The sequence below is a fragment of the Paenibacillus algicola genome (assembly GCF_005577435.1).
Taxonomy (GTDB): domain Bacteria; phylum Bacillota; class Bacilli; order Paenibacillales; family Paenibacillaceae; genus Paenibacillus_AQ; species Paenibacillus_AQ algicola.
The window spans coordinates 3672501-3691834 of sequence record NZ_CP040396.1 but is presented as its reverse complement, the minus strand read 5'-3'; the positions used below and the strand labels follow the sequence as shown (position 1 = coordinate 3691834).

The following is a 19334-nucleotide window of genomic DNA, read 5'->3' as shown; positions in this document are numbered from 1 at the left end:
ATCCAACATGAAAGAGGGAAGACCCTTTTGGAAGCACTGCGTAAACTAATCCAACAGATGATGGAGGAGGCCTCCCTCATTACCGGTACCTTGAGTCAGCTCCGCAAGCGTGAAGGAGCCGCCTATAACAAAGTCACTATAAAGCCTGTAGAGCTAAAGGGGCAATTACACTATCAGTTCGCTTACTATACAGCAACACAGGTCAATCACCAGAATGTACTGCCGGACGAAGCTGCCGGCGTGCTCACCTCTCTCGTAGAGGAGGTTTTCCGCCAGGCCTTGTTCTGCACTGCAGAAGCCGATTATCAGGTGCTGATCTCCAAGAAGTTCAAGGTCTCGATTTTAACCAAATCGCCGACCAAGTCCAAGAATGACTTGATGCTCGCCCATAACCGCAAGAAAGCTTACATTTTGGAGGAAGGGACGCCGGTGCCTTTCTTGATTGAGCTGGGGATCATGAATGAGGAAGGCAAGGTCTTTGCCAAAAAATACGATAAGTTCAAGCAGATCAACCGATTTCTGGAGATGGTGGAGGATGTCCTCCCTCATTTGCCCCAGGACCGCGCGCTTACAATTGTGGATTTCGGCTGCGGGAAATCGTATCTGACCTTTGCGCTATATCACTATTTGGCGGTAAAAGCTCGAAGAACGCTGCATGTTGTCGGACTCGATCTGAAGGCGGATGTCATCGAACACTGCAGTTTGCTGGCGAAAAGACTGGAATACGGGAATTTGCGGTTTCTTGTCGGGGACATTGCCGATTATGACGAATTGGATCAGGTCGATATGGTGGTTACGCTGCATGCCTGTGACACTGCAACGGATGCAGCCCTGGAAAAGGCTGTTCGGTGGGATGCCTCGGTCATTCTGTCCGTCCCTTGCTGTCAGCACGAGCTGTTCAGCCAGATCGAAAGCCCGGTGCTGGAGCCGCTGCTGTCGCACGGGATTTTGAAGGAGCGCTTCTCCGCGCTGGCGACAGACGGGATTCGGGCCAAGCTGCTGGATCTGATGGGCTACAAAAGCCAGCTGCTGGAGTTTATTGATATGGAGCATACCCCGAAAAATATCCTGATCCGCGCTGTAAAAGGCAATGCCGGCGACCGTGTAAGGCTGTGGAGTGAATATACAGCTTTTCGGGATTTCCTGCAGGCATCGCCTTATCTGGAACGTGCCTGTCGGGATTTGCTGCCGCAGGAGTAGGCGAGAAAGCGGAGTTGAAGAGTGGGGGGACTGCCTTTGGGCAGTTCTCTTTTTTTACGCCTGTACGGCGGTTAGCCTTCCGGCATGGCGGCGACACTTGTAGGATCAAGTGCGTCAAGGGAGGGGTAAGTATGGTCACTGGCATACTGGGTATCCTGCTGCTGACAATGCTGGGGATGGGGTGTCTGCAGACGGGGCTGTTTTTTGATCATGAGATGTACGGGGTGGCTGCTGTAACTGGAGGCTTGTGTCTGGCTGCAAGCGCGGTGCTGGCGGTGAGACCGGCGGCAGAAGGGAGTAAAGTGCTGGCCGCTGGAGATGAGGCGGGGCTCGCCGCAGGTCAGGCTGCTATAAGGAATCATCCTTCCACTGTCATCATGCGGTCTGCTGTGATGCCGTTGCTGCTGCTCAGCATAATGATGACAGCTGCATACGGCTTTCATCTGATCAGTGGCCCGGTTTCGGTGCAGGGCACCCAGCGTGAAATGACTCACTGGAGTCTGTGCGCTGCGGCAGGCCTAACGGCTTGGCGATTGAGCCGCACGGAGGGAGGGCGAAGCTGGCTGCGGCTGGCTTGGCACGGTACGGGAGCTGTGCTATGCGGAAGCGCACTGCTTGCCGTGTATGGGGTGCTGGAGCTGCCGGACGCTATTCTGCGGACGGCAGACCCTGCCATTAGCGCTGCAGGCGCGAGGCTCGGCGGCCTCCTTCAGTACCCGAACACGTTCGGGGCCGTGATGGCCGCCTTTTTGCTGGAGCGCCTGTTTGCGCTCCCCGGTGCGCTGCAGCGCCGCACCGGCTTGGGGCGTGAAGCGGCTGCCTTGCTGCCGCTTCTGCCCTACGCCGCCGCGCTGCTCCTGACGGAGTCGCGCGGCGCCTGGCTTGCGGCCGCCCTGGCAGCGGCGGCCGGTCTTGCCGCGGAGCGGCGCGGTGCCGCGCTGCTCCTGGCGGCGGCAGCCGCGCCATTCGCGGGCGCGGCGCTGCTCTATCGCCAGCTGGCCGAGGCGCAGCTGGCTCCTGCGGTGCTGCCCGGCCTGCTATGGCTGGCCGGGCTGTGGGCCGGCGGGAGCATTGCCGGCCGGTGGCTGGCCTGCGGGCTGCTTCGCAGCCAGCCCGCAGGCGCCGCGCCGCCCCGCGCCCACCTCGCGCCGCCTCGCGTCCGCCTCGCGTCATCCCGCGCCCACCTCGCGCCGCCCCGCGTCCGCCTCGCGTCGTCCCGCGTCCGCCTCGCGCCGCCCCGCGCCCACCTCGCGCCGCCCCGCGCCCGCCTCGCGCTGCTTGCATCCTTGCTGCTATACGCCGTTGCGGCTGTGGCAATAGGGTCGCAGATCCATACCCGGCTGGATCCACAAGGGGGGACGATGGCATCACGGCTGTTCATGTACCGTGATGCCTGGCAGCTGTTCCAGCAGTCCCCTTGGTTCGGGCAGGGCGGGGATACGTGGAGAACGTACAGCTTCTTACAGAGCCAGCCTTATGCGGCTGCCGAGGTTCATAGCGGTTACCTGGACTGGCTGCTCAATCTGGGCCTGATCTCTGCAGCAGGCGTTGCTCTTCTGCTCTGGACCTTATGCAGGGCAGTCAGCGTAAGCAGGCAGGCGGCACAATGGACCCCGCTGCTTGCGCTCTTGATTCACAGCGCGGTTGATTTCGATTGGAGCTATGGCTTGGTCTGGCTCATCATCATTCTGCTTGCCGCTAACGGTGAAACAAGCCGCCCTTCCGCCGCGCAAGCTTCTCCTGACCCGCGCTCCCGGCCGCCCCGCTAAAGCCCTGCCGGCTGCACCCGTTCATGCCGAGCCCCGCACTAATGCACCACGCCACGGCATTGCCTGCAAGCGGCTCGCATCCGCTCCTGCCGGACTTAAAGCTCCCGCACTCAAGCCCCTCCAAAAGCGCTGCGAAAAGCCCCCTGCAGCGCTTTTTCCGGCACCTGCCACAGCTCAGCCAGCTCTGCGGACACCTCGGTGTCCCACCAGTCGCACAGCAGCTTTTTGTTGCTGTAATTCTCATGAATCCAGATCAGATTGCCAATGACCTTCCGGTAATACAATTCTTCTCCCTGCTTGACAAGCTCGGGCTCAATGTACGTTTTCAGCCGCTTGACGGTCCGGTACAGCTCCTTGCTGCAGGCGCGCCGAATACCCCGTGGAGACGGGGGACGGATGCCATCCTGCTTGCTGTATGGGGTATGCATGGGCATCACTCCTTTCTTCACGATATGTGCCCGGCCGGGCGGAAGACACAAGGCGATCCTTATTTGGGCGGGATGCATGTCCTTTAAAGCCAGAGAATACATATGAGATATCCGGCCGCAGAGCCGCACAGGATTTCACAATCCGGGACTACATTAGCTCAGGGGGATTAATAAAATTATGGATGCAATCATGAATGGCATTGCCGGTCTGTTTGAATGGATTCAAGGTTTGGGCGTTTTCGGGATTATGCTGGGACTGATGCTGGAGGTAATTCCGAGCGAGATTGTACTGGCTTACGGCGGGTATCTGGTGTCCGAAGGGCAGATCAGCTTTGCGGGAGCCATGCTGTTTGGAACCGCAGGCGGGGTACTGGCCCAGCTGTTCGTTTACTGGATCGGACGCTATGGGGGAAGGCCTTTTCTGGAGCGCTACGGCAAATATCTCCTCATCCATAAAAAGCACATCGACTACGCAGAAGACTGGTTCAGCCAATATGGCACCGGCGTCATTTTCACCGCCCGCTTTGTGCCCGTGGTCCGGCATGCCATTTCGATTCCTGCAGGCATCTCCAAAATGAACCTCGGACGCTTTACCCTCCTCACCACCCTGGCAGTCATACCCTGGACCGCCCTATTTCTCTATTTGGGGATGCTGCTTGGAGATCAGTGGGAGCAAGCTCATGAAATGGCCTCTCCGTACATCCGGGAATTCCTGCTCGGCGCTTTGGCAATCCTCATCATTTACTTTATAATCAAATGGATGAAGCTGAAAAAAGGGAGGGCGCAGCATGGCCGTTAATGTAGCGCATAAATTGGGCACCGGCATTACGCCGAGACAATTTATGGACAGCATGGAGAAGAACAAAGAGGCTTTTCAAAGCAATTACGATGCCTTTGAATGGAGCTCGGATGAGGATCGTGAATTTTTCGAGAGCCTGAAGGGCAAGGATGTGCGGGTGCTTATACTGGCAGCAGACTGGTGCGGAGATGTTTTGCGTAATGTGCCGGCCATTTTCCGAGCGCTGGAGGCTGCTGAAGTGACCACCGAGGTGCTTGTGATGGAGCAGCATCTGGAGACGATGGATCAGTTCCTCACGTTTGGCGGACGCTCGATTCCCGTCGTCCTTATGGTGGATTCCGGCGGGAACGTGCTCCGTCAGTGGGGACCGCGACCTGCCCATGTCCAGAAGCATATGGCTGCATTCAAGCAGGACAACCCGGACCGCGAAGCACCGGATTATCAGGAGAAGCTGCTGCAGACCCGCAAGAGCATTCAGCAGGCCTACGGAGAGCAGCACGAATCGGCTGCGGCCGTGATCGGTGAGCTTCGGCAACAGCTTGCCGGGATTGCGCAGGGGTAATAATGCTGAATATTACTTCTTTTAATCTGGGGCCTCTGCAGACGAATGCTTATATGCTAACCGGTGAGAATCCACGCCAGGCCGTAATTATTGACCCGGGAATGAATCCGGGACCGCTGCTGAAAGTCATCCAGGACATTGAGGTTGAGGCAATCTTGCTGACGCATGCTCACTTTGACCATATGGGCGGCGTCGATGAGCTCCGCAAGCTGAAGGGCTGTCCGGTATATCTTCATGATCTGGAGCAGGAGTGGCTGGAATCGCCCAAGCTCAACGGGTCCCTGAGATGGCCGCAGGTCACAGGTCCGCTTAGCACGGAGCCCGCAGAATACGGGCTGGATGAGGGCCAGCGTCTATCGCTCATCGGACACACCTTCACCGTGCATCATACGCCGGGGCACTCGCCGGGCAGTGTCAGCTTCCTGTGCGGGCAGCATCTCTTCTCCGGAGATGTGCTGTTCAAGCTGGGCGTTGGACGCACAGATCTGCCGGGCGGACGGGAGCGCGATCTGCTGAACTCCATTCAGCACACCCTGTTCACATTTCCCGACGACACGATTGTGTACCCTGGACATGGTCCTCGAACCAGCATCGGCTACGAAAAAGAACGAAACCCGTATGTCAGATGAAGCGGCTTAGTTCAAAAAACGACAGCATCCGAGCATTTAATGCTGGACAAGCCTTTGCAAAATTGCTACAATTACGTCAATTGCATAATAACTTTCGCGAAGCACGCAGACTGTGGAGTCATTCCCGGTTTGCGTTCTTTTATTTTATACGCCTTTTTTCGCTGTTATGTGACGCTGTGAATAGGGAGCTGTGGATATGAAAACCGATTTTTTGCCGCTGGTTGAAGGCAGCCTGGATCAGAGGCATGAGAGTGCAGCAGCAGGGAAGACTTCCTGCGAGAAGACAAGCAGAGAGAGCTCCGCAGCCTGGCTGCAGCTGCTAAGGCACAGCTGTATTCCCCAGCCCTGGAGAGTGAGGCTGGAGCTGCGCCGTATCGACAAATAATGGAACTCCCATGGTAAGCCCGGATCTTGAACGTTTAGCAGGACAGAATCGTATTAAGAAGGAAATGACACATGAAGCAGGTGAGGATGCCTAGATGAAGAGGCAAGACGCTGAGGTGATTGAACGGGCCCGGCAGGGGGATCCAGCAGCGATGGCGGAGCTGTTTCAGCAGCATTACTCTTTTCTGCATAAATATCTGCTGAAGATTTCCATGAATTCCACACTGGCAGAGGATATTGCGCAGGATACCGTCCTTCGCTGCATGGAGCACCTGCACCGTTATAATGGAACCTCTTCTTTTTCCTCCTGGATGATCACGATTGGAACGCGTATCTATTTGGACAAGATGAGGCGAAGGAAGCGGGAGCGTGCCTGGTTTCTGAAAGAGAAGGAGCAGGGCCTCCGCAAGCTGAAATGGCAGCTGGAGAGCGGGGGCGATGCATGGAATGAAATGCTGGAATCCTTATCGGCGCTGTCAGACGACCACCGGATTGCCATTTTGCTTAAGCATTACTATGGCTATTCCTATGATGAGATCGGGGAAATGCTGGGCATTCCGGCTGGCACGGTGAAATCCAGAGCCTCGTATGGAATCCAATCACTGCGAAAGGAGCTGAAGAGACATGTCTGAGCGGCTTGGTGAAGAGCACGAGCAGTGGATCAAGGCATGGAATCAGGAGCTGGAGCGTTTGGACCGTGCAGCGGACCGCACCGGGGTGCCGCCGCTTGCGGAGCTGGAAGCCATGGCGCTTGCTTCTATAGAGAGAAGGGGCCAAAGAGAGCGGCGGGAATTGTTAAGCTTCATATTGCTGGCTGTTCTGGTGATCAGCATGGTGCTTGTGGCGGCATGGGCAAGTCCGGTGCTGCTGCTCTTGATCCAAGGCCTGGGGCTGCTTGTCGGGGCCGCCTTCCTCGCCGGTCGTTATACCGGCCGGAAAGGAAGCTCCTATGAGTGAGTGGCGGGAGATCCAATCCATTCCTCCATGGGCCATCTTGGTCATCGCCTTGCTCCTCCTGACGCAGGGAACCGCGCTGTTTCTGGATGCCAGAAGACGGGGGCTCGGGAGAATGGCCTGGTTCTGGGGCGTTTGGGGCATTTTGAACGTGCCGACCCCACTGGTTGTTTACTATTTTCTCATCCTCCGCCGCGGTAAAGGGACGTAATTATTCATGATGTAGAGCGTGCCATAGCCGCAGCGGAACCGGGACTTATTTCCGGCAGAGCCTCGCAGATTTCCAGATGTTTTTTACTTGGGATTCTCATAGACAACGCTATGAATTTTTAGTAGACTACTAAGATAAGTAAGGAAAGACATCTCAGGAGGTAGACGATGCTGCGTTTAGGGGAAAAAGTCACAGTGGTCGCAGACGCCTTTGAGCAGAATCTTCCCGTTGGCCAGTACGCCTATATTATTGCGTACGACCGAAATCCGGACAACGCGTTTGATTACGTCATTCGGATTCCTTCTCTCAACCGTAATTTTTTTGTTCCGGCGGGTGATATTGAGCTGGAGGCTGTCGTGTTGAAACAGGAAGCCGAGCGGGTGGAGCGGGAAGCGCTCATCGATTTTGCCCTGTCGACATATAATGAGAAGCTGTTTCATCAGGTGATGAACGGTGAGCAGGATCAGACCGAGGTAGAGGAAGAGGTCAAGGAGACAATGTCTCAGGCTGATTTCATCAAGCAAGTGAATCTTCGGGCATGGATTTAGAAGAGTCGGCCAAGAGCCGGCTCTTTTTTGCATGGCTCTGAACATTGAATTGTATCTTCTTCTACAATATAATGAGAAAAGTTATCCGCGACTTTATCCCTTTAAACACGAGAAGGGAAGAAAGAGGAGTGAAATCATGAGTATTACGACCAAGGACGTTCAGCATGTGGCCAAGCTGGCGAGGCTTAACCTGACTCCACAAGAGGAAGAGCTATTTACCGGCCAATTGAACGCCATTTTACAATATGCCGAGAAGCTGAAAGAGCTGGACACAGATCAGGTAGAGGCTACCACCCATGTCCTGCCGCTGCGTAATGTTATGCGTGAAGATGAGAACCGGCCGTCGCTTCCGATCGAGAAGGTGCTGCTGAATGCACCGGATGAGGAAGACGGACAATTTAAAGTGCCTGCCGTACTGGAATAGAGCGCAGAGGAGGATATGACCTTGAGTTTGTTAGATTATAGATTACATGAGATACATAGCAAGCTTCACGAGAAGGAGCTGTCCGTCAGCGATCTGGTAGACGAAGTGTTCCGCCAGATCGGGGAACGGGAAGAGAAGGTACAGGCTTACCTTACGCTGGATGAAGCAGGAGCGCGCGCTCAGGCGAAATTACTGGATGACAAGCTGGTTTCGGGCGAAGCCAGAGGGCTGCTGTTCGGGCTGCCGGCAGGGCTGAAGGATAATATTGTAACCGAAGGGCTTCGTACAACGTGTGCCAGCCAGTTTCTGTCGAACTTTAACCCGGTATACAATGCCACGGTTGTATCCAAGCTTAACGCTGCAGAAGCCATTACGATCGGAAAGCTGAACATGGACGAATTTGCCATGGGTGGATCTAACGAGAATTCCAGCTTCCATCCTGTCCGTAATCCGTGGAATTTGGAGCGAGTTCCTGGGGGCTCCAGTGGCGGCTCGGCTGCTGCGGTTGCGGCAGGAGAGGCATTCTTCACTTTAGGTTCGGATACTGGAGGCTCTATTCGCCAGCCGGCTTCCTATTGCGGCGTCGTGGGCTTGAAGCCGACGTATGGCCTGGTATCACGCTTCGGCCTGGTAGCCTTTGCTTCTTCCCTGGATCAGATTGGGCCGTTGACCAAGAATGTAGAGGATTCTGCATATGTGCTGCAATCCATTGCCGGCTATGATCCGATGGATTCGACCTCAGCCAAGGTGGACATCCCGGATTATATCAGCGCGTTAAGCGGTGATGTTTCCGGCCTCCGTATTGCCGTACCGAAAGAGTATCTGGGCGAAGGTGTTGACGCCGAGGTCAAAGAAACTGTACTGAATGCGTTGAAGGTGCTGGAAGGTCTTGGTGCCGTATGGGAAGAGGTTTCGCTGCCGCATACAGAGTACGCCGTGGCTACCTATTATTTGCTGGCCTCCTCCGAAGCTTCCTCGAACCTGGCACGCTTTGACGGCGTCCGCTACGGACAGCGGGCCGACAGCGGCAATTTGCTCGATTTGTATCATGAATCCCGCAGCCAGGGCTTTGGCGATGAGGTGAAACGGCGGATTATGCTGGGTACTTACGCCCTGAGCTCCGGTTACTATGACGCGTACTATTTGAAGGCGCAGAAGGTACGGACCTTGATCAAGCAGGATTTTGACCAGGTGTTTGAGAAATACGATGTCATTATTGGACCGACAGCCCCGACAACGGCATTCAAGCTGGGTGCCCAGGTGGATGATCCGCTGACGATGTACCTCAATGATATTCTGACCATTCCGGTCAGCCTGGCGGGTGTACCGGCGATCAGCGTTCCATGCGGCTTTGCAGGCGGGATGCCGGTGGGCATGCAGATTATCGGCAAGGCGTTTGATGAACAGACGGTGCTGCGTACAGCACACGCTTTTGAACAACATACAGACCATCATAAACGGCGTCCGGAACTGTAATCACCGGCAGAAGGAGGGAACAAAGAGATGTCTACATCCAAGTATGAAACGGTAATCGGACTTGAGGTTCACGTCGAGCTTCATACGAAGTCCAAAATTTTCTGCGGCTGCTCCACAGCATTTGGAGCTCCGCCGAATACCCACACTTGTCCGATTTGTCTCGGACATCCCGGCGTTCTGCCGGTGCTCAATCGACAGGCTGTCGAATATGCAATGAAGGCAGCCATGGCGCTGAATTGCACCATCGGTGACATCAGCAAATTTGACCGCAAGAACTATTTCTATCCCGATTCTCCAAAGGCGTATCAGATTTCCCAGTATGATCAGCCGATCGGAGAGAATGGATGGGTGGATATTGAAGTGAACGGAGAGACCAAGCGGATTGGCATTACCCGCCTTCATTTGGAGGAGGATGCCGGCAAGCTGACTCACGTGGACGGCGGCTATGCTTCTCTCGTCGACTTTAACCGTGTCGGCACACCGCTAGTGGAGATCGTTTCCGAGCCGGAAATTTCTTCACCTGAGGAAGCCAAGGCATACATGGAGAAGCTTCGCTCCATCATGCAGTATTGTGAGGTTTCCGATGTGAAGATGGAGGAGGGCTCGCTGCGCTGTGACGCGAATATCAGCCTGCGTCCCTACGGTCAAGAGAAGCTCGGCACAAAGGCTGAGCTGAAGAACATGAACTCCTTCCGCGGTGTGCAGCGCGGTCTGGAGTATGAGGAATACCGTCAGGCCGAAATTTTGGATGAAGGCGGCAAGATTGTCCAGGAAACACGCCGCTGGGATGAGGCGCAGGGCAAGACCCTTTCCATGCGCGGTAAGGAGGAAGCCCATGATTACCGCTATTTCCCGGACCCGGATCTGGTGCGCGTACACATCAGTGAAGAGTGGAAGGAAGCTGTAAGATCGACCATTCCGGAGCTGCCGGATGCCCGCAAGGCTCGCTACGCTGCGGAGTATGGACTGCCGAATTATGATGCAGCTGTAATTACCTCCTCCAAGGCACTGGCGGATTTGTTTGAGGACAGCCTGAAGTATACCCAGGATGCCAAATCAGTATCGAACTGGATTATGGGCGATCTGATGGGATATCTGAATGCTAATAGCCTGGAGCTTTCGCAGGTTCCGATTACCGGGCAAGCGCTGGGTGAGATGATTGGATTGATCGAGAAGGGCACGATTAGCAGCAAAATTGCCAAGACTGTGTTCAAGAGCATGCTGGAGAGCGGCAAGCTTCCTCAGCAGATTGTAGAGGAGCAGGGTCTGGTTCAGATTAGTGATGAAGGCGCGATTAAGGCCATTGTAGAGCAGGTGGTTGCAAGCCATCCGCAATCTGTAGAGGATTACAAGGCTGGCAAGCAGAAGGCCATCGGCTTCCTGGTGGGACAAGTGATGAAGGAAAGTAAGGGCAAGGCGAACCCTGCGCTCGTAAACAAATTGCTGGTGGATGTGCTGAACGTATAACCGCCGCATGAATTTCAAAGGGACTGCCTGTCGGCAGTCTCTTTTTTACACCTTTGCCGGATTGCTTGTTATGTTTCGTATCATTTCGGATTATATATTAAGGTGCATGCCTAACGAAGGGCTGGTATGAGGGATGGAGATTGAAGCATTACAGCTAGGCGATGAGGATACGGTGCAGCAAATCTGGTCTCTTCAGCATGCGGCCTATCCCTATGAGGCCCAGGCGATCGGACTGAGTGATCTGCCGCCGCTAAGAGATACGTATGCATCGATTGCCGCCTGCGGCGAGATTTTTTATGGCATCAGGGACCCGGAGGGTGATTTGATCGGTGCTGTAGCTGTAGAGCTGGAGCAGGAAAAGCTTACGATTAGTCGTATGATGGTCGCGCCGGATCATTTTCGCGAGGGTATTGCCACCCGCCTGGTCACGCACGTCCTAAGCACCTATAAAGAGGTCCCGTTATTGATTGTATTCACCGGAAGCAAGAATTTTCCCGCTGTCAGATTGTATGAGAAGGCGGGCTTTCAGCCGGTCGGCACCTTGGAAGTGGTACCTGCTGTGGAGCTGACGGAATTTCATCTGCACAGATCAGGGGAAGGCATGGCTGACAAAGCCTGAGGGCTGACAGATAACAAACATACGCGAGGAGGAATGGCATGGAGCTCGAAAATCCATGGGTGATTGACAATGTGAGCATTTTTTTCAGATTAGTGCTGGCTCTGGTGCTAGGTGGAATGATTGGCTGGGAACGAGAGCGGTCAAATCATGCTGCCGGGCTGCGTACGCACATCTTGGTGTGTATGGGCTCATCCTTGATTATGCTGCTTTCTGTATACGGGTTTGCGGATTTCGTAGATGAGGTGAATGTTCGAATTGACCCTGCCCGTCTGGCTACGGCTGTCATTACGGGGATTGGCTTTTTGGGGGCCGGGACCATTCTGTTTACCGGGAAATCCATTACCGGCTTGACGACAGCAGCCTCGATCTGGGTCGTTGGAGCGATCGGCCTGGCCGTGGGAGCCGGCTTTTATTTTGCAGCTATCGTCTCCACCCTGCTCATTCTGGTGAATCTCGTCGTGTTTAACAAGCTGGAGCAGCGATACATACGGGGCAGCAAGCTTCATCTGGTGACGGTCCATGCCAGTAATGCACCCGGACTGCTTGATGGACTGTCAGCGATGCTGAACAGCGAGGGCTTTGTAATCAAAAAGCTGATCGTGAACGAGCGGAATACGGTTCCCTTCAGCGACACGCAGCCGGCTATACCGGGGCTGGAAATCTCACTGCATGTGCTTACAGACCGCCGGTTTGATCCGGTGAAGCTGACCCAGCAGATCCGTGATTTAGGCGGAGTTTCTATGGTTACGGCAGAATAAGCATTGAATACAGCCATCCCTTAAGCGGGTTGGCTGTTTTTATCTTGGGATGGGAACAAGCTTCGGATAACAATTGTAAATCTAGACGGTGGATAGAGTGCTCATACACGTATCCAGTTTTTTGACAGTTACTCTGTCTGTCGTTTAGGGTACTATCAAAGAAAGACACAATCGGATCATGATGAGCCTCTCGTGGAAGGAGAGAACGGTGATGCAACAGCTTCAGCCAACCCATAAGCAACGACGCTCCCGGAGCTTGTCTCCCGGCGGACCTGGCTTTATGAGCCGAAGAAGAAGGAAGCTGCCAGCCCTGCTCTTGGCGGCGATCATTCCAGGATTAGGCCACATTTATTTGGGCTTGTATCGAAAAGGCCTGCTGTTTGTGCTGCTCCTCATGCTGGATATTTCCGCGCTGCTTTATTTTTCATCCATCGGTATGCAAATAAATGTTCCGCTGCTCATGCTGCTGGGGCTGCTGGTTCCGGCGGGTTATTTCTATAATGTATACGATGTGCTGCAGACTGCAGATTATTTAACATCCCGAAAACGGCGTGCGGAGGAGCAGGTCACTCTGCATACTCAGAAATCAAAACGCCCTGAGCTTGACATATTCCGCGGAGCCGGAGGCTTGTCTTTCGGTTTGATGCTGGTTGCGGGAGGCGCATTACTGATGCTGCTGCATCAGAGGCCGCCCTGGCTGCAGGCTGGGATCCGTGATTACGGTAATGAAATAGCTGCCCTGACCTTGGTGGCGGCGGGCTTCATCATGGGCATTCGGGAAATGCTGAAGCATAAGAAGAGGCTGTAAAGGCCAGCAGCTTTTGCGAAAAGAAGGTGAAATGAATCGATGAGGCATACTGTAAAAATTGGAAGATACACTGCAGCGCTCCTCCTGATCGCCACTGGCGGCCTGCTGCTTATCGACGAGTGGTACAACACGGACCATGTATTTTTGCTGCTAACCTGGTGGCCGGCACTGTTTGTGCTGCTAGGCATTGAATATTTGGCCCGTTTTGCCTACTTCAAGCTTCGGCGAGAAGGAAGCCGGTGGCGTTTCCGGCCGGATATCCGGGGTGTGCTGTTGTCTTTGGCGGCAGCGGCCTCCTTTTTTATCGTATCCCAGCAGGATCATTTCCTGCATTTATGGAATCGGGTCAGTCTGAATTTAACGGCGGCCGGTGTGGATTATAGTGAAGAAACAGGCAATCGCTTTGTGAAGCCGGAGCTGGAAATTCCCGTGACGATTGAAGCCGCCAGGCTGAGTATCGATCATCTGAACGGGGATATTGTGGTGCGCCGGGGCCGTACAGACGATATTATTGTGCAGACCGAGGTGTGGGTGGATCAAGAGGAGCCGGGGCTTGCTGAAGCGATTGCCGAGCAGTCGGCGGTAGAGGTGGAAGGAAGAAGCATTATTTCTATTCGCGCCAAGGGCAAGGCCTACGGAGAATCCGGAAAAAGACAGCCTCGCCTGAATCTCGACATTCAGGTTCCGGACAACCGGCGCCTGGATCTGGAGGTTCGCACCATGAACGGCGGTATCTTCCTGCTCAATATTGAAGCGAATCGCAAAATCACCCTGGAAAGCGGCAACGGGCCCATTACTCTCAGCCGGGTATACGGAGATGTGACAGGCTCCACACTGAACGGAAATATGAACGTGCGGTATCTGACCGGCGATGTACAAATGACGACAAGCAGCGGCACAGTTCAGGCTTATGATGTGAGTGGCAGCGTTGTGCTCAGTACCCAAGTGGGTAATATTACGGCGAACCGGCTGGGCAAGGACATTGATGTTCGAACGAAGAACGGCAACATTACTTTAGCGGGCGTCCGGCAAAGTCTCAAAGCGGAGTCCTTGAACGGTGCGGTTGATATTCGGTCAGGGCTGATTGGCGGGAACTGGGATGTATACAGCGCGGTGGGCGAGATGAATCTTCATCTCCCTTTGGCCGGGGACTACAAAATCAAGGGCACAACGAGCTACGGACGGATTTTTTCAGAAATAATGCCCTTTCAAGTCGAACAGAAGACCATCACAGGGCAGCTTGGCAGCGGGGAGCACCACATTGTAATCGAAGGCAACAGTGATCTCAATGTATACCGAAGCTATCCGGAATATGAGCGAAGATCAGGAGAAGGCAGCTTAACGCCTTTGCCATATTGACATTGACAAATTAAAAAACATAGCCGAAAATAATGTTAACCTGCAGCTTTTACACAGTTTTACAGGTTAAACTATCTACTAAAGGCGGTGGACCATATGGGAACGTCCGTGCAGCATGCATTGGAACAGCTCAAAGCGACGGGAGTCCGCATCACGCCGCAGCGCCACGCGATTTTGTCTTATCTGGTAGAATCCATGTGCCATCCTACGGCCGATGACATTTATCGTGCCTTGGAACCGAAATTTCCAAGCATGAGTGTAGCTACGGTATACAATAATCTTAAGATGTTTATAGAAGCTGGCATGGTTCGGGAGCTCACCTACGGGGATAATTCCAGTCGATTTGATGCCAATGTGTCAGATCACTACCATGTGATTTGTGAATGCTGTGGCAAAATTGAAGATTTCAGTTATCCTACGCTTTCCGACGTAGAGCACCAGGCGGAGAAGAACACCGGCTTTCAGGTGAAGGGACACCGTATGGAGCTTTATGGCGTATGTACCTGCTGTCAGCAAATGCAACACTAATCTGCAACGTGAGGAATGACCCATTCTTCACGTTTTTTTATTTTGTATATATAAGACTGCATATAGAAAGGCGGAGCGTAAAGTGGCAAGACGTATAAGGCGCAGAGGCGGCAGGAAAAAGGCGGGAGTCTTCACCTTGATGCTTCTGATTCTGATGGCAGCAGGTGTCTGGTGGACGCTTCAAAAGCTTCCGAATAGCAGCTACACCGAGCCGGATTGGCGCGGACTAAAGCAGCCGATTTTGGTTCAGGGGGAACTGACCGGTTATTCCGCCTCGGGGCAGGGAAGCAGTCTCATGCTGCCTTTGGCCCTGGTACAAGAATATGTGGATCCATATATTTACGAAGATGAGGGTTCGGAAACGGTAGTGTTTACGACGGCCTCGGAAGTGTTGTCATTGTCAGCAGGTACGTTGAAGGGGACGCGTAACGGAAAAGAAGCTTCCTTTGAGCAGACCGTTGAGCGTGTTGATGGCAAGCTGTACGTCCCTGCGAAGCTTCTGAAGGAGCTGTATTACACGGCATACTACGAGCATTCGGGGACAGGAGCGGTGCTGCTCTCCCGGGCGGGAGACCATCTTGAGCTCGGAGAAGCGGTGCCAGCGGGCAAACAGTCTTTTGCTGCCTTGCGGCAGAGCCCGTCGATCAAGTCGCCGATTTTACAGGACATGCCGCCGGGGGAAAGGCTGCGGATCTGGGGCGAGGAGGAGCAGGGCTGGCTGAAGGTTCAAACCGACCAGGGATATACCGGCTATGTGCCATCAGATCAGGTTAAACCTAAGGGGAATAAGATCTATCCTCAAAGAATTCATGAGCCTTCCCGGGCAGACCTGGAGTGGAGAGACAGATCCGTTAACCTGACCTGGGAAGCGGTATACTCCCGTAATCCGGACCCGGACAAGCTGGGGCAGCTGCCCGGCGTAAACGTGGTCAGTCCGACCTGGTTTGAGATTACGAGCGAAGCGGGAGACGTGACATCCAAGGTAAGCCCGGATTATGTAACATGGGCGCACAAGCTGGATAAGGAAGTATGGGGAGTGCTGACGAATAGCTTCAATCCGGATATTACGACCGCTGTGCTTTCGACGTATGATACCCGAGCGGCTCTGATTACGGAAGTGATCCGGCTAAGCCGGGCTCATGGACTGGATGGAATCAATATTGATTTTGAGAATGTATACACCAAGGACAAGCAGAATCTGATTGCGTTTATGAGAGAGCTTTATCCCCGTGCAAAAGAGCTCGGCTTGATCGTATCGATCGATGTAACACCGAAATCCTCCAGCGAAATGTGGTCTGTTTTCCTGGATCGCAGGGAACTGGCGCATGCTGTGGACTATATGATGGTCATGTCGTATGACGAGCATTGGGCTGCCAGTCCTGAGGCAGGCTCAGTGTCCTCGCTGCCCTGGGCGGAGAGAACGGTGCGGAGAATATTGGAAGAGGATGAGGTACCGGCTTCTAAGCTGGTGCTGGGCATTCCGTTATATACAAGAATATGGACTGAAGAAGGAGTAGAAGGCGGCGGAAAAGTGACCTCGAAGGCGGTGGGAATGGAAGCCGTACAATCCCTCTTGAAGGAGAAAGCGCTGACTCCGGTTTACGACGAGCTCACAGGTCAGAATTATGTACAGTACCAAGAAGAGCAGTCTCTGAACAAAATCTGGATCGAGGACGAGATTTCCCTGAAGGCGCGAGTAGAGCTGGCGCATCAATATGATCTGGGCGGCATCGCTTCCTGGAGCCGGATGCTGGGGTCATCAGAGGCGTGGGAGGTTCTGAAAAGCATTCATAAATAAAAATATTCAAAAAAGACTGGCCGCTGTCATAAGCGGCCAGTCTTTTTATACAACGTTAACGTGGTTGGGATGAGGTTGAGCTGCGTCCCTGCGGAGAAGATTTCCCCTGGGCTTCCAGCTCGTCCGCTGTAATTGTGGCAATGCCGGGATCCTGTGTCAAAATCGTATGGCAGAACATGCAGCGGTCCGTTTTGCCCAGCATTTTGGTAAGCTTGCCGCATTCGGGGCACTGAACCTGCACCGCACTGGTGGACAGCATGCCGGCCCAGAAGTATATGGCCATACTGCCGACCATCGTGATTAGTCCCAGCACCAAGCCGATGCCGGCGAATATTTTTCCAGCCTGCCCCCAAAAAACAATTCCCGCAGTACCTAACACCATGAGCCCCATGCCAATCATAGTCAGCAGAAGTCCCCAGGTACGGAACGCGTTTATTTTTGCACTTTTAAAGATCATAGGATAGCTCCTGTCACAGTAGGAATAGAAAACGAAATATAACAAAAAGAAGGAACTCACATCAGCTTGTAGAATTACATTATAACTGAATTGGCCTGATTTAGCCAAGGAATGTATGGAGGGAATCGTGGAATTAGCCAACTTTTCTTTATATTATAGGTACTCGGTTAATGAGAACGCCATGGGAGCGGTCGCATACCGAAATCAGGATTCAGCGTTCTGCGGTTCGCTTGTCCATGACTTTGAGTTGAATCTGCTTGTTGTGTATGAAGTGGAATGGGATGAGCCTGCTGTTCAGCATATCCAGGGACTGGATAAGAGCTTTCAGCTGATTAGCGTCAGCCTGCAGGAACTGCAGGAGGGGCTGATGAACGGGGAGGACAGCATGATTATTAGATGCCTCCTGAATGGAGACCTGATTAAAGATACGGACGGTCGGATTAGCCAGTTAAGACGAGATTTCCTGCGCTTTAGCGGGTCCTTGAAAGAACAGAAGCAATTTATAGGCTTTGCCCGGTTCTTGCGTCATTACGTGGATACCAAGACTCATTTGAGGCATAAGAATATGCTGGATGCTTACCAAAGCATTACAGAAAGCCTCCGCTGCTGGGCTTGTATAGAATTGATTGATCGAGATATACATCCGGAGTTTGCAGTGTGGGAGCAGGTTTCCGGTTTAAACACCCCGGTTCGTAAATTGTATGAAGAGCTTACTTTAAGCTCAGAGACGCTTTTACAGCGGATTGAGCTGGTGCTTCTGGCCTGTGAGTTCTCAGTGCTGTCTAGAATGGCCGACTATTCAGCTCCACTGATGCGGATTCTGCGCAGCAGAAAGCTGCCATGGACGATCCAGGAGCTGATGCTGCATCCGGCGATGGAGCCGGTGCTTGAAGAGCTGCCTCTTATGATCCGGAAGCTTTCTTATCGTTCCATTATTCACGAGGAAGCAGGCTGGAAGGAGTCCTTGCGGCCTGGCTGGGATCATATTCGCTACTATGCCATCTAGCTTTGACTGGCAAGCCTTGTCCTTCTGTGCTTAGAGGGACAAGGCTTGTCTGCTCATAATTTAATAAAATGGTTGACGACTAACTTGAAGATGTGTTACATTATAACTCGCCCCTTTTAAGAGGCTTCATCGACAGCTAACCGCTGAATATGTCGTCAACAACAAAATAAAAAAAAGTTCTTGACGAAACATTGGTCGCTGTGATATATTATAAAAGTCGCCGCTGAGAGATGCGACGATGAAGAATGAACAGAATTGATCTTTGAAAACTGAACAACGAGTGAGTTAAACCGATCTTGCCTTACGGTGAGATCAACAATGAGATTATGTAATCTCGTCAGTTTTGAAATGAGCAATGGAACTCAACTTTCATGGAGAGTTTGATCCTGGCTCAGGACGAACGCTGGCGGCGTGCCTAATACATGCAAGTCGAGCGGACTTGATGAGGAGCTTGCTCCTCTGAAAGTTAGCGGCGGACGGGTGAGTAACACGTAGGCAACCTGCCCTCAAGACTGGGATAACTACCGGAAACGGTAGCTAATACCGGATAGTTGATTTCGCTGCATAGCGAGATCTGGAAAGGCGGAGCAATCTGTCACTTGAGGATGGGCCTGCGGCGCATTAGCTAGTTGGTGGGGTAACGGCCTACCAAGGCGACGATGCGTAGCCGACCTGAGAGGGTGAACGGCCACACTGGGACTGAGACACGGCCCAGACTCCTACGGGAGGCAGCAGTAGGGAATCTTCCGCAATGGACGAAAGTCTGACGGAGCAACGCCGCGTGAGTGATGAAGGTTTTCGGATCGTAAAGCTCTGTTGCCAGGGAAGAACGTCTTCTAGAGTAACTGCTAGAAGAGTGACGGTACCTGAGAAGAAAGCCCCGGCTAACTACGTGCCAGCAGCCGCGGTAATACGTAGGGGGCAAGCGTTGTCCGGAATTATTGGGCGTAAAGCGCGCGCAGGCGGTTTGTTAAGTCTGGTGTTTAAACCTGGGGCTCAACCTCAGGTCGCACTGGAAACTGGGAAACTTGAGTGCAGAAGAGGAGAGTGGAATTCCACGTGTAGCGGTGAAATGCGTAGATATGTGGAGGAACACCAGTGGCGAAGGCGACTCTCTGGGCTGTAACTGACGCTGAGGCGCGAAAGCGTG

General features: G+C 53.4%; 22 protein-coding genes and 1 rRNA gene (1 of these 23 only partly in view). 21 read left to right on the top strand and 2 right to left on the bottom strand.

The genetic code is table 11. The annotated features are described in order from the left end of the window. Positions 1–57 precede the first annotated feature (57 nt). Together E6C60_RS17410 and E6C60_RS17405 are read left to right on the top strand one after the other, a co-directional pair. Complete coding sequence (locus E6C60_RS17410) at positions 58–1200, top strand: class I SAM-dependent methyltransferase (protein WP_138227876.1); 1143 nt, start codon at positions 58–60, stop codon at positions 1198–1200. Positions 1201–1331: 131 nt separating this feature from the next. Beyond that, positions 1332–2969 (top strand): O-antigen ligase family protein, encoded by a 1638-nt coding sequence (locus E6C60_RS17405; RefSeq protein WP_138226982.1) that lies wholly within the window; start codon positions 1332–1334, stop codon positions 2967–2969. A 110-nt stretch (positions 2970–3079) separates the two neighbouring features. Here the strand turns inward: E6C60_RS17405 and E6C60_RS17400 are convergent, their stop codons facing one another. Next, on the bottom strand, positions 3080–3397 hold the full coding sequence (locus tag E6C60_RS17400; protein ID WP_138226981.1) for a hypothetical protein: 318 nt from the start codon (positions 3395–3397) through the stop codon (positions 3080–3082). A gap of 178 nt (positions 3398–3575) precedes the next feature. Here E6C60_RS17400 and E6C60_RS17395 point away from each other — a divergent pair, with 178 nt between their 5' ends. From E6C60_RS17395 to E6C60_RS17315, 17 genes are all read left to right on the top strand, one after another. After that, positions 3576–4196, top strand: coding sequence for an undecaprenyl phosphate transporter UptA (locus E6C60_RS17395; protein WP_138226980.1), 621 nt, complete (start codon positions 3576–3578; stop codon positions 4194–4196). Next, positions 4186–4758 carry a thioredoxin family protein gene (locus E6C60_RS17390; protein ID WP_138226979.1) on the top strand — a complete coding sequence of 191 codons (573 nt, stop codon included), beginning with the start codon at positions 4186–4188 and terminating at the stop codon, positions 4756–4758. Before E6C60_RS17395 ends, E6C60_RS17390 begins: the two co-directional genes overlap by 11 nt. After that, positions 4758–5387, top strand: a complete 630-nt coding sequence (locus E6C60_RS17385) for an MBL fold metallo-hydrolase (protein ID WP_138226978.1) — start codon at positions 4758–4760, stop codon at positions 5385–5387. The genes E6C60_RS17390 and E6C60_RS17385 overlap by 1 nt, the downstream gene beginning before the upstream one ends. A gap of 196 nt (positions 5388–5583) precedes the next feature. After that, positions 5584–5772, top strand: coding sequence for a hypothetical protein (locus E6C60_RS17380; RefSeq protein WP_138226977.1), 189 nt, complete (start codon positions 5584–5586; stop codon positions 5770–5772). Positions 5773–5866: 94 nt separating this feature from the next. After that, entirely contained in the window at positions 5867–6403 is a 537-nt protein-coding gene (sigY, locus tag E6C60_RS17375; RefSeq protein WP_138226976.1) for an RNA polymerase sigma factor SigY, read from the top strand. Continuing rightward, the gene (locus E6C60_RS17370) at positions 6396–6728 is read left to right on the top strand and encodes a DUF5345 family protein (RefSeq protein WP_138226975.1); all 333 of its coding nucleotides are present in this window, start codon (positions 6396–6398) and stop codon (positions 6726–6728) included. The genes sigY and E6C60_RS17370 overlap by 8 nt, the downstream gene beginning before the upstream one ends. After that, the gene (locus E6C60_RS17365) at positions 6721–6936 is read left to right on the top strand and encodes a hypothetical protein (protein ID WP_138226974.1); all 216 of its coding nucleotides are present in this window, start codon (positions 6721–6723) and stop codon (positions 6934–6936) included. Before E6C60_RS17370 ends, E6C60_RS17365 begins: the two co-directional genes overlap by 8 nt. A gap of 167 nt (positions 6937–7103) precedes the next feature. Next, positions 7104–7484 (top strand): ATPase, encoded by a 381-nt coding sequence (locus tag E6C60_RS17360; RefSeq protein WP_138226973.1) that lies wholly within the window; start codon positions 7104–7106, stop codon positions 7482–7484. A 136-nt stretch (positions 7485–7620) separates the two neighbouring features. After that, a complete protein-coding gene (gene gatC, locus E6C60_RS17355) occupies positions 7621–7908 on the top strand; it encodes an Asp-tRNA(Asn)/Glu-tRNA(Gln) amidotransferase subunit GatC (protein WP_138226972.1) in 288 nt (95 codons plus the stop codon). A 21-nt stretch (positions 7909–7929) separates the two neighbouring features. Beyond that, positions 7930–9384 (top strand): Asp-tRNA(Asn)/Glu-tRNA(Gln) amidotransferase subunit GatA, encoded by a 1455-nt coding sequence (gatA, locus tag E6C60_RS17350; RefSeq protein ID WP_138226971.1) that lies wholly within the window; start codon positions 7930–7932, stop codon positions 9382–9384. Between the two features lie 27 nt (positions 9385–9411). Next, positions 9412–10851 carry an Asp-tRNA(Asn)/Glu-tRNA(Gln) amidotransferase subunit GatB gene (gatB, locus tag E6C60_RS17345; protein WP_138226970.1) on the top strand — a complete coding sequence of 480 codons (1440 nt, stop codon included), beginning with the start codon at positions 9412–9414 and terminating at the stop codon, positions 10849–10851. 133 nt (positions 10852–10984) lie between these two features. Further along, positions 10985–11470 carry a GNAT family N-acetyltransferase gene (locus E6C60_RS17340; RefSeq protein ID WP_138226969.1) on the top strand — a complete coding sequence of 162 codons (486 nt, stop codon included), beginning with the start codon at positions 10985–10987 and terminating at the stop codon, positions 11468–11470. A gap of 38 nt (positions 11471–11508) precedes the next feature. Next, positions 11509–12228 carry an MgtC/SapB family protein gene (locus E6C60_RS17335; protein ID WP_138226968.1) on the top strand — a complete coding sequence of 240 codons (720 nt, stop codon included), beginning with the start codon at positions 11509–11511 and terminating at the stop codon, positions 12226–12228. A gap of 211 nt (positions 12229–12439) precedes the next feature. Then, complete coding sequence (locus E6C60_RS17330) at positions 12440–13036, top strand: hypothetical protein (protein ID WP_138226967.1); 597 nt, start codon at positions 12440–12442, stop codon at positions 13034–13036. Between the two features lie 39 nt (positions 13037–13075). Then, positions 13076–14395 (top strand): DUF4097 family beta strand repeat-containing protein, encoded by a 1320-nt coding sequence (locus E6C60_RS17325; RefSeq protein WP_138226966.1) that lies wholly within the window; start codon positions 13076–13078, stop codon positions 14393–14395. Positions 14396–14491: 96 nt separating this feature from the next. Next, positions 14492–14923, top strand: coding sequence for a peroxide-responsive transcriptional repressor PerR (gene perR / locus E6C60_RS17320; protein WP_138226965.1), 432 nt, complete (start codon positions 14492–14494; stop codon positions 14921–14923). Between the two features lie 139 nt (positions 14924–15062). Continuing rightward, the gene (locus tag E6C60_RS17315; RefSeq protein WP_138227875.1) at positions 15063–16721 is read left to right on the top strand and encodes a glycosyl hydrolase family 18 protein; all 1659 of its coding nucleotides are present in this window, start codon (positions 15063–15065) and stop codon (positions 16719–16721) included. Between the two features lie 55 nt (positions 16722–16776). Here E6C60_RS17315 and E6C60_RS17310 read toward each other — a convergent pair whose 3' ends face one another. Continuing rightward, entirely contained in the window at positions 16777–17178 is a 402-nt protein-coding gene (locus E6C60_RS17310) for a YgzB family protein (RefSeq protein WP_138226964.1), read from the bottom strand. Positions 17179–17305: 127 nt separating this feature from the next. Between E6C60_RS17310 and E6C60_RS17305 the strand changes: the two genes are divergently transcribed. Both E6C60_RS17305 and E6C60_RS17300 read left to right on the top strand, forming a co-directional pair. Continuing rightward, entirely contained in the window at positions 17306–18184 is an 879-nt protein-coding gene (locus E6C60_RS17305; RefSeq protein WP_138226963.1) for a nucleotidyltransferase-like protein, read from the top strand. 368 nt (positions 18185–18552) lie between these two features. Next, a 16S ribosomal RNA gene (locus E6C60_RS17300) occupies positions 18553–19334 on the top strand; it runs 773 nt beyond the window's last position.

Coding starts and splice junctions, on each gene's coding strand:
- E6C60_RS17340 (WP_138226969.1), top strand. CDS start 10,985: ATGGAGATTGAAGCATTACAGCTAGGCGATGAGGATACGGTGCAGCAA.
- E6C60_RS17400 (WP_138226981.1), bottom strand. CDS start 3,397: ATGCATACCCCATACAGCAAGCAGGATGGCATCCGTCCCCCGTCTCCA.
- gatC (WP_138226972.1), top strand. CDS start 7,621: ATGAGTATTACGACCAAGGACGTTCAGCATGTGGCCAAGCTGGCGAGG.
- E6C60_RS17335 (WP_138226968.1), top strand. CDS start 11,509: ATGGAGCTCGAAAATCCATGGGTGATTGACAATGTGAGCATTTTTTTC.
- E6C60_RS17360 (WP_138226973.1), top strand. CDS start 7,104: ATGCTGCGTTTAGGGGAAAAAGTCACAGTGGTCGCAGACGCCTTTGAG.
- E6C60_RS17310 (WP_138226964.1), bottom strand. CDS start 17,178: ATGATCTTTAAAAGTGCAAAAATAAACGCGTTCCGTACCTGGGGACTT.
- E6C60_RS17395 (WP_138226980.1), top strand. CDS start 3,576: ATGGATGCAATCATGAATGGCATTGCCGGTCTGTTTGAATGGATTCAA.
- E6C60_RS17365 (WP_138226974.1), top strand. CDS start 6,721: ATGAGTGAGTGGCGGGAGATCCAATCCATTCCTCCATGGGCCATCTTG.
- perR (WP_138226965.1), top strand. CDS start 14,492: ATGGGAACGTCCGTGCAGCATGCATTGGAACAGCTCAAAGCGACGGGA.
- E6C60_RS17405 (WP_138226982.1), top strand. CDS start 1,332: ATGGTCACTGGCATACTGGGTATCCTGCTGCTGACAATGCTGGGGATG.
- E6C60_RS17380 (WP_138226977.1), top strand. CDS start 5,584: ATGAAAACCGATTTTTTGCCGCTGGTTGAAGGCAGCCTGGATCAGAGG.
- E6C60_RS17390 (WP_138226979.1), top strand. CDS start 4,186: ATGGCCGTTAATGTAGCGCATAAATTGGGCACCGGCATTACGCCGAGA.
- E6C60_RS17370 (WP_138226975.1), top strand. CDS start 6,396: ATGTCTGAGCGGCTTGGTGAAGAGCACGAGCAGTGGATCAAGGCATGG.
- sigY (WP_138226976.1), top strand. CDS start 5,867: ATGAAGAGGCAAGACGCTGAGGTGATTGAACGGGCCCGGCAGGGGGAT.
- E6C60_RS17410 (WP_138227876.1), top strand. CDS start 58: ATGATGGAGGAGGCCTCCCTCATTACCGGTACCTTGAGTCAGCTCCGC.
- E6C60_RS17315 (WP_138227875.1), top strand. CDS start 15,063: ATGCTTCTGATTCTGATGGCAGCAGGTGTCTGGTGGACGCTTCAAAAG.
- E6C60_RS17325 (WP_138226966.1), top strand. CDS start 13,076: ATGAGGCATACTGTAAAAATTGGAAGATACACTGCAGCGCTCCTCCTG.
- E6C60_RS17330 (WP_138226967.1), top strand. CDS start 12,440: ATGCAACAGCTTCAGCCAACCCATAAGCAACGACGCTCCCGGAGCTTG.
- gatB (WP_138226970.1), top strand. CDS start 9,412: ATGTCTACATCCAAGTATGAAACGGTAATCGGACTTGAGGTTCACGTC.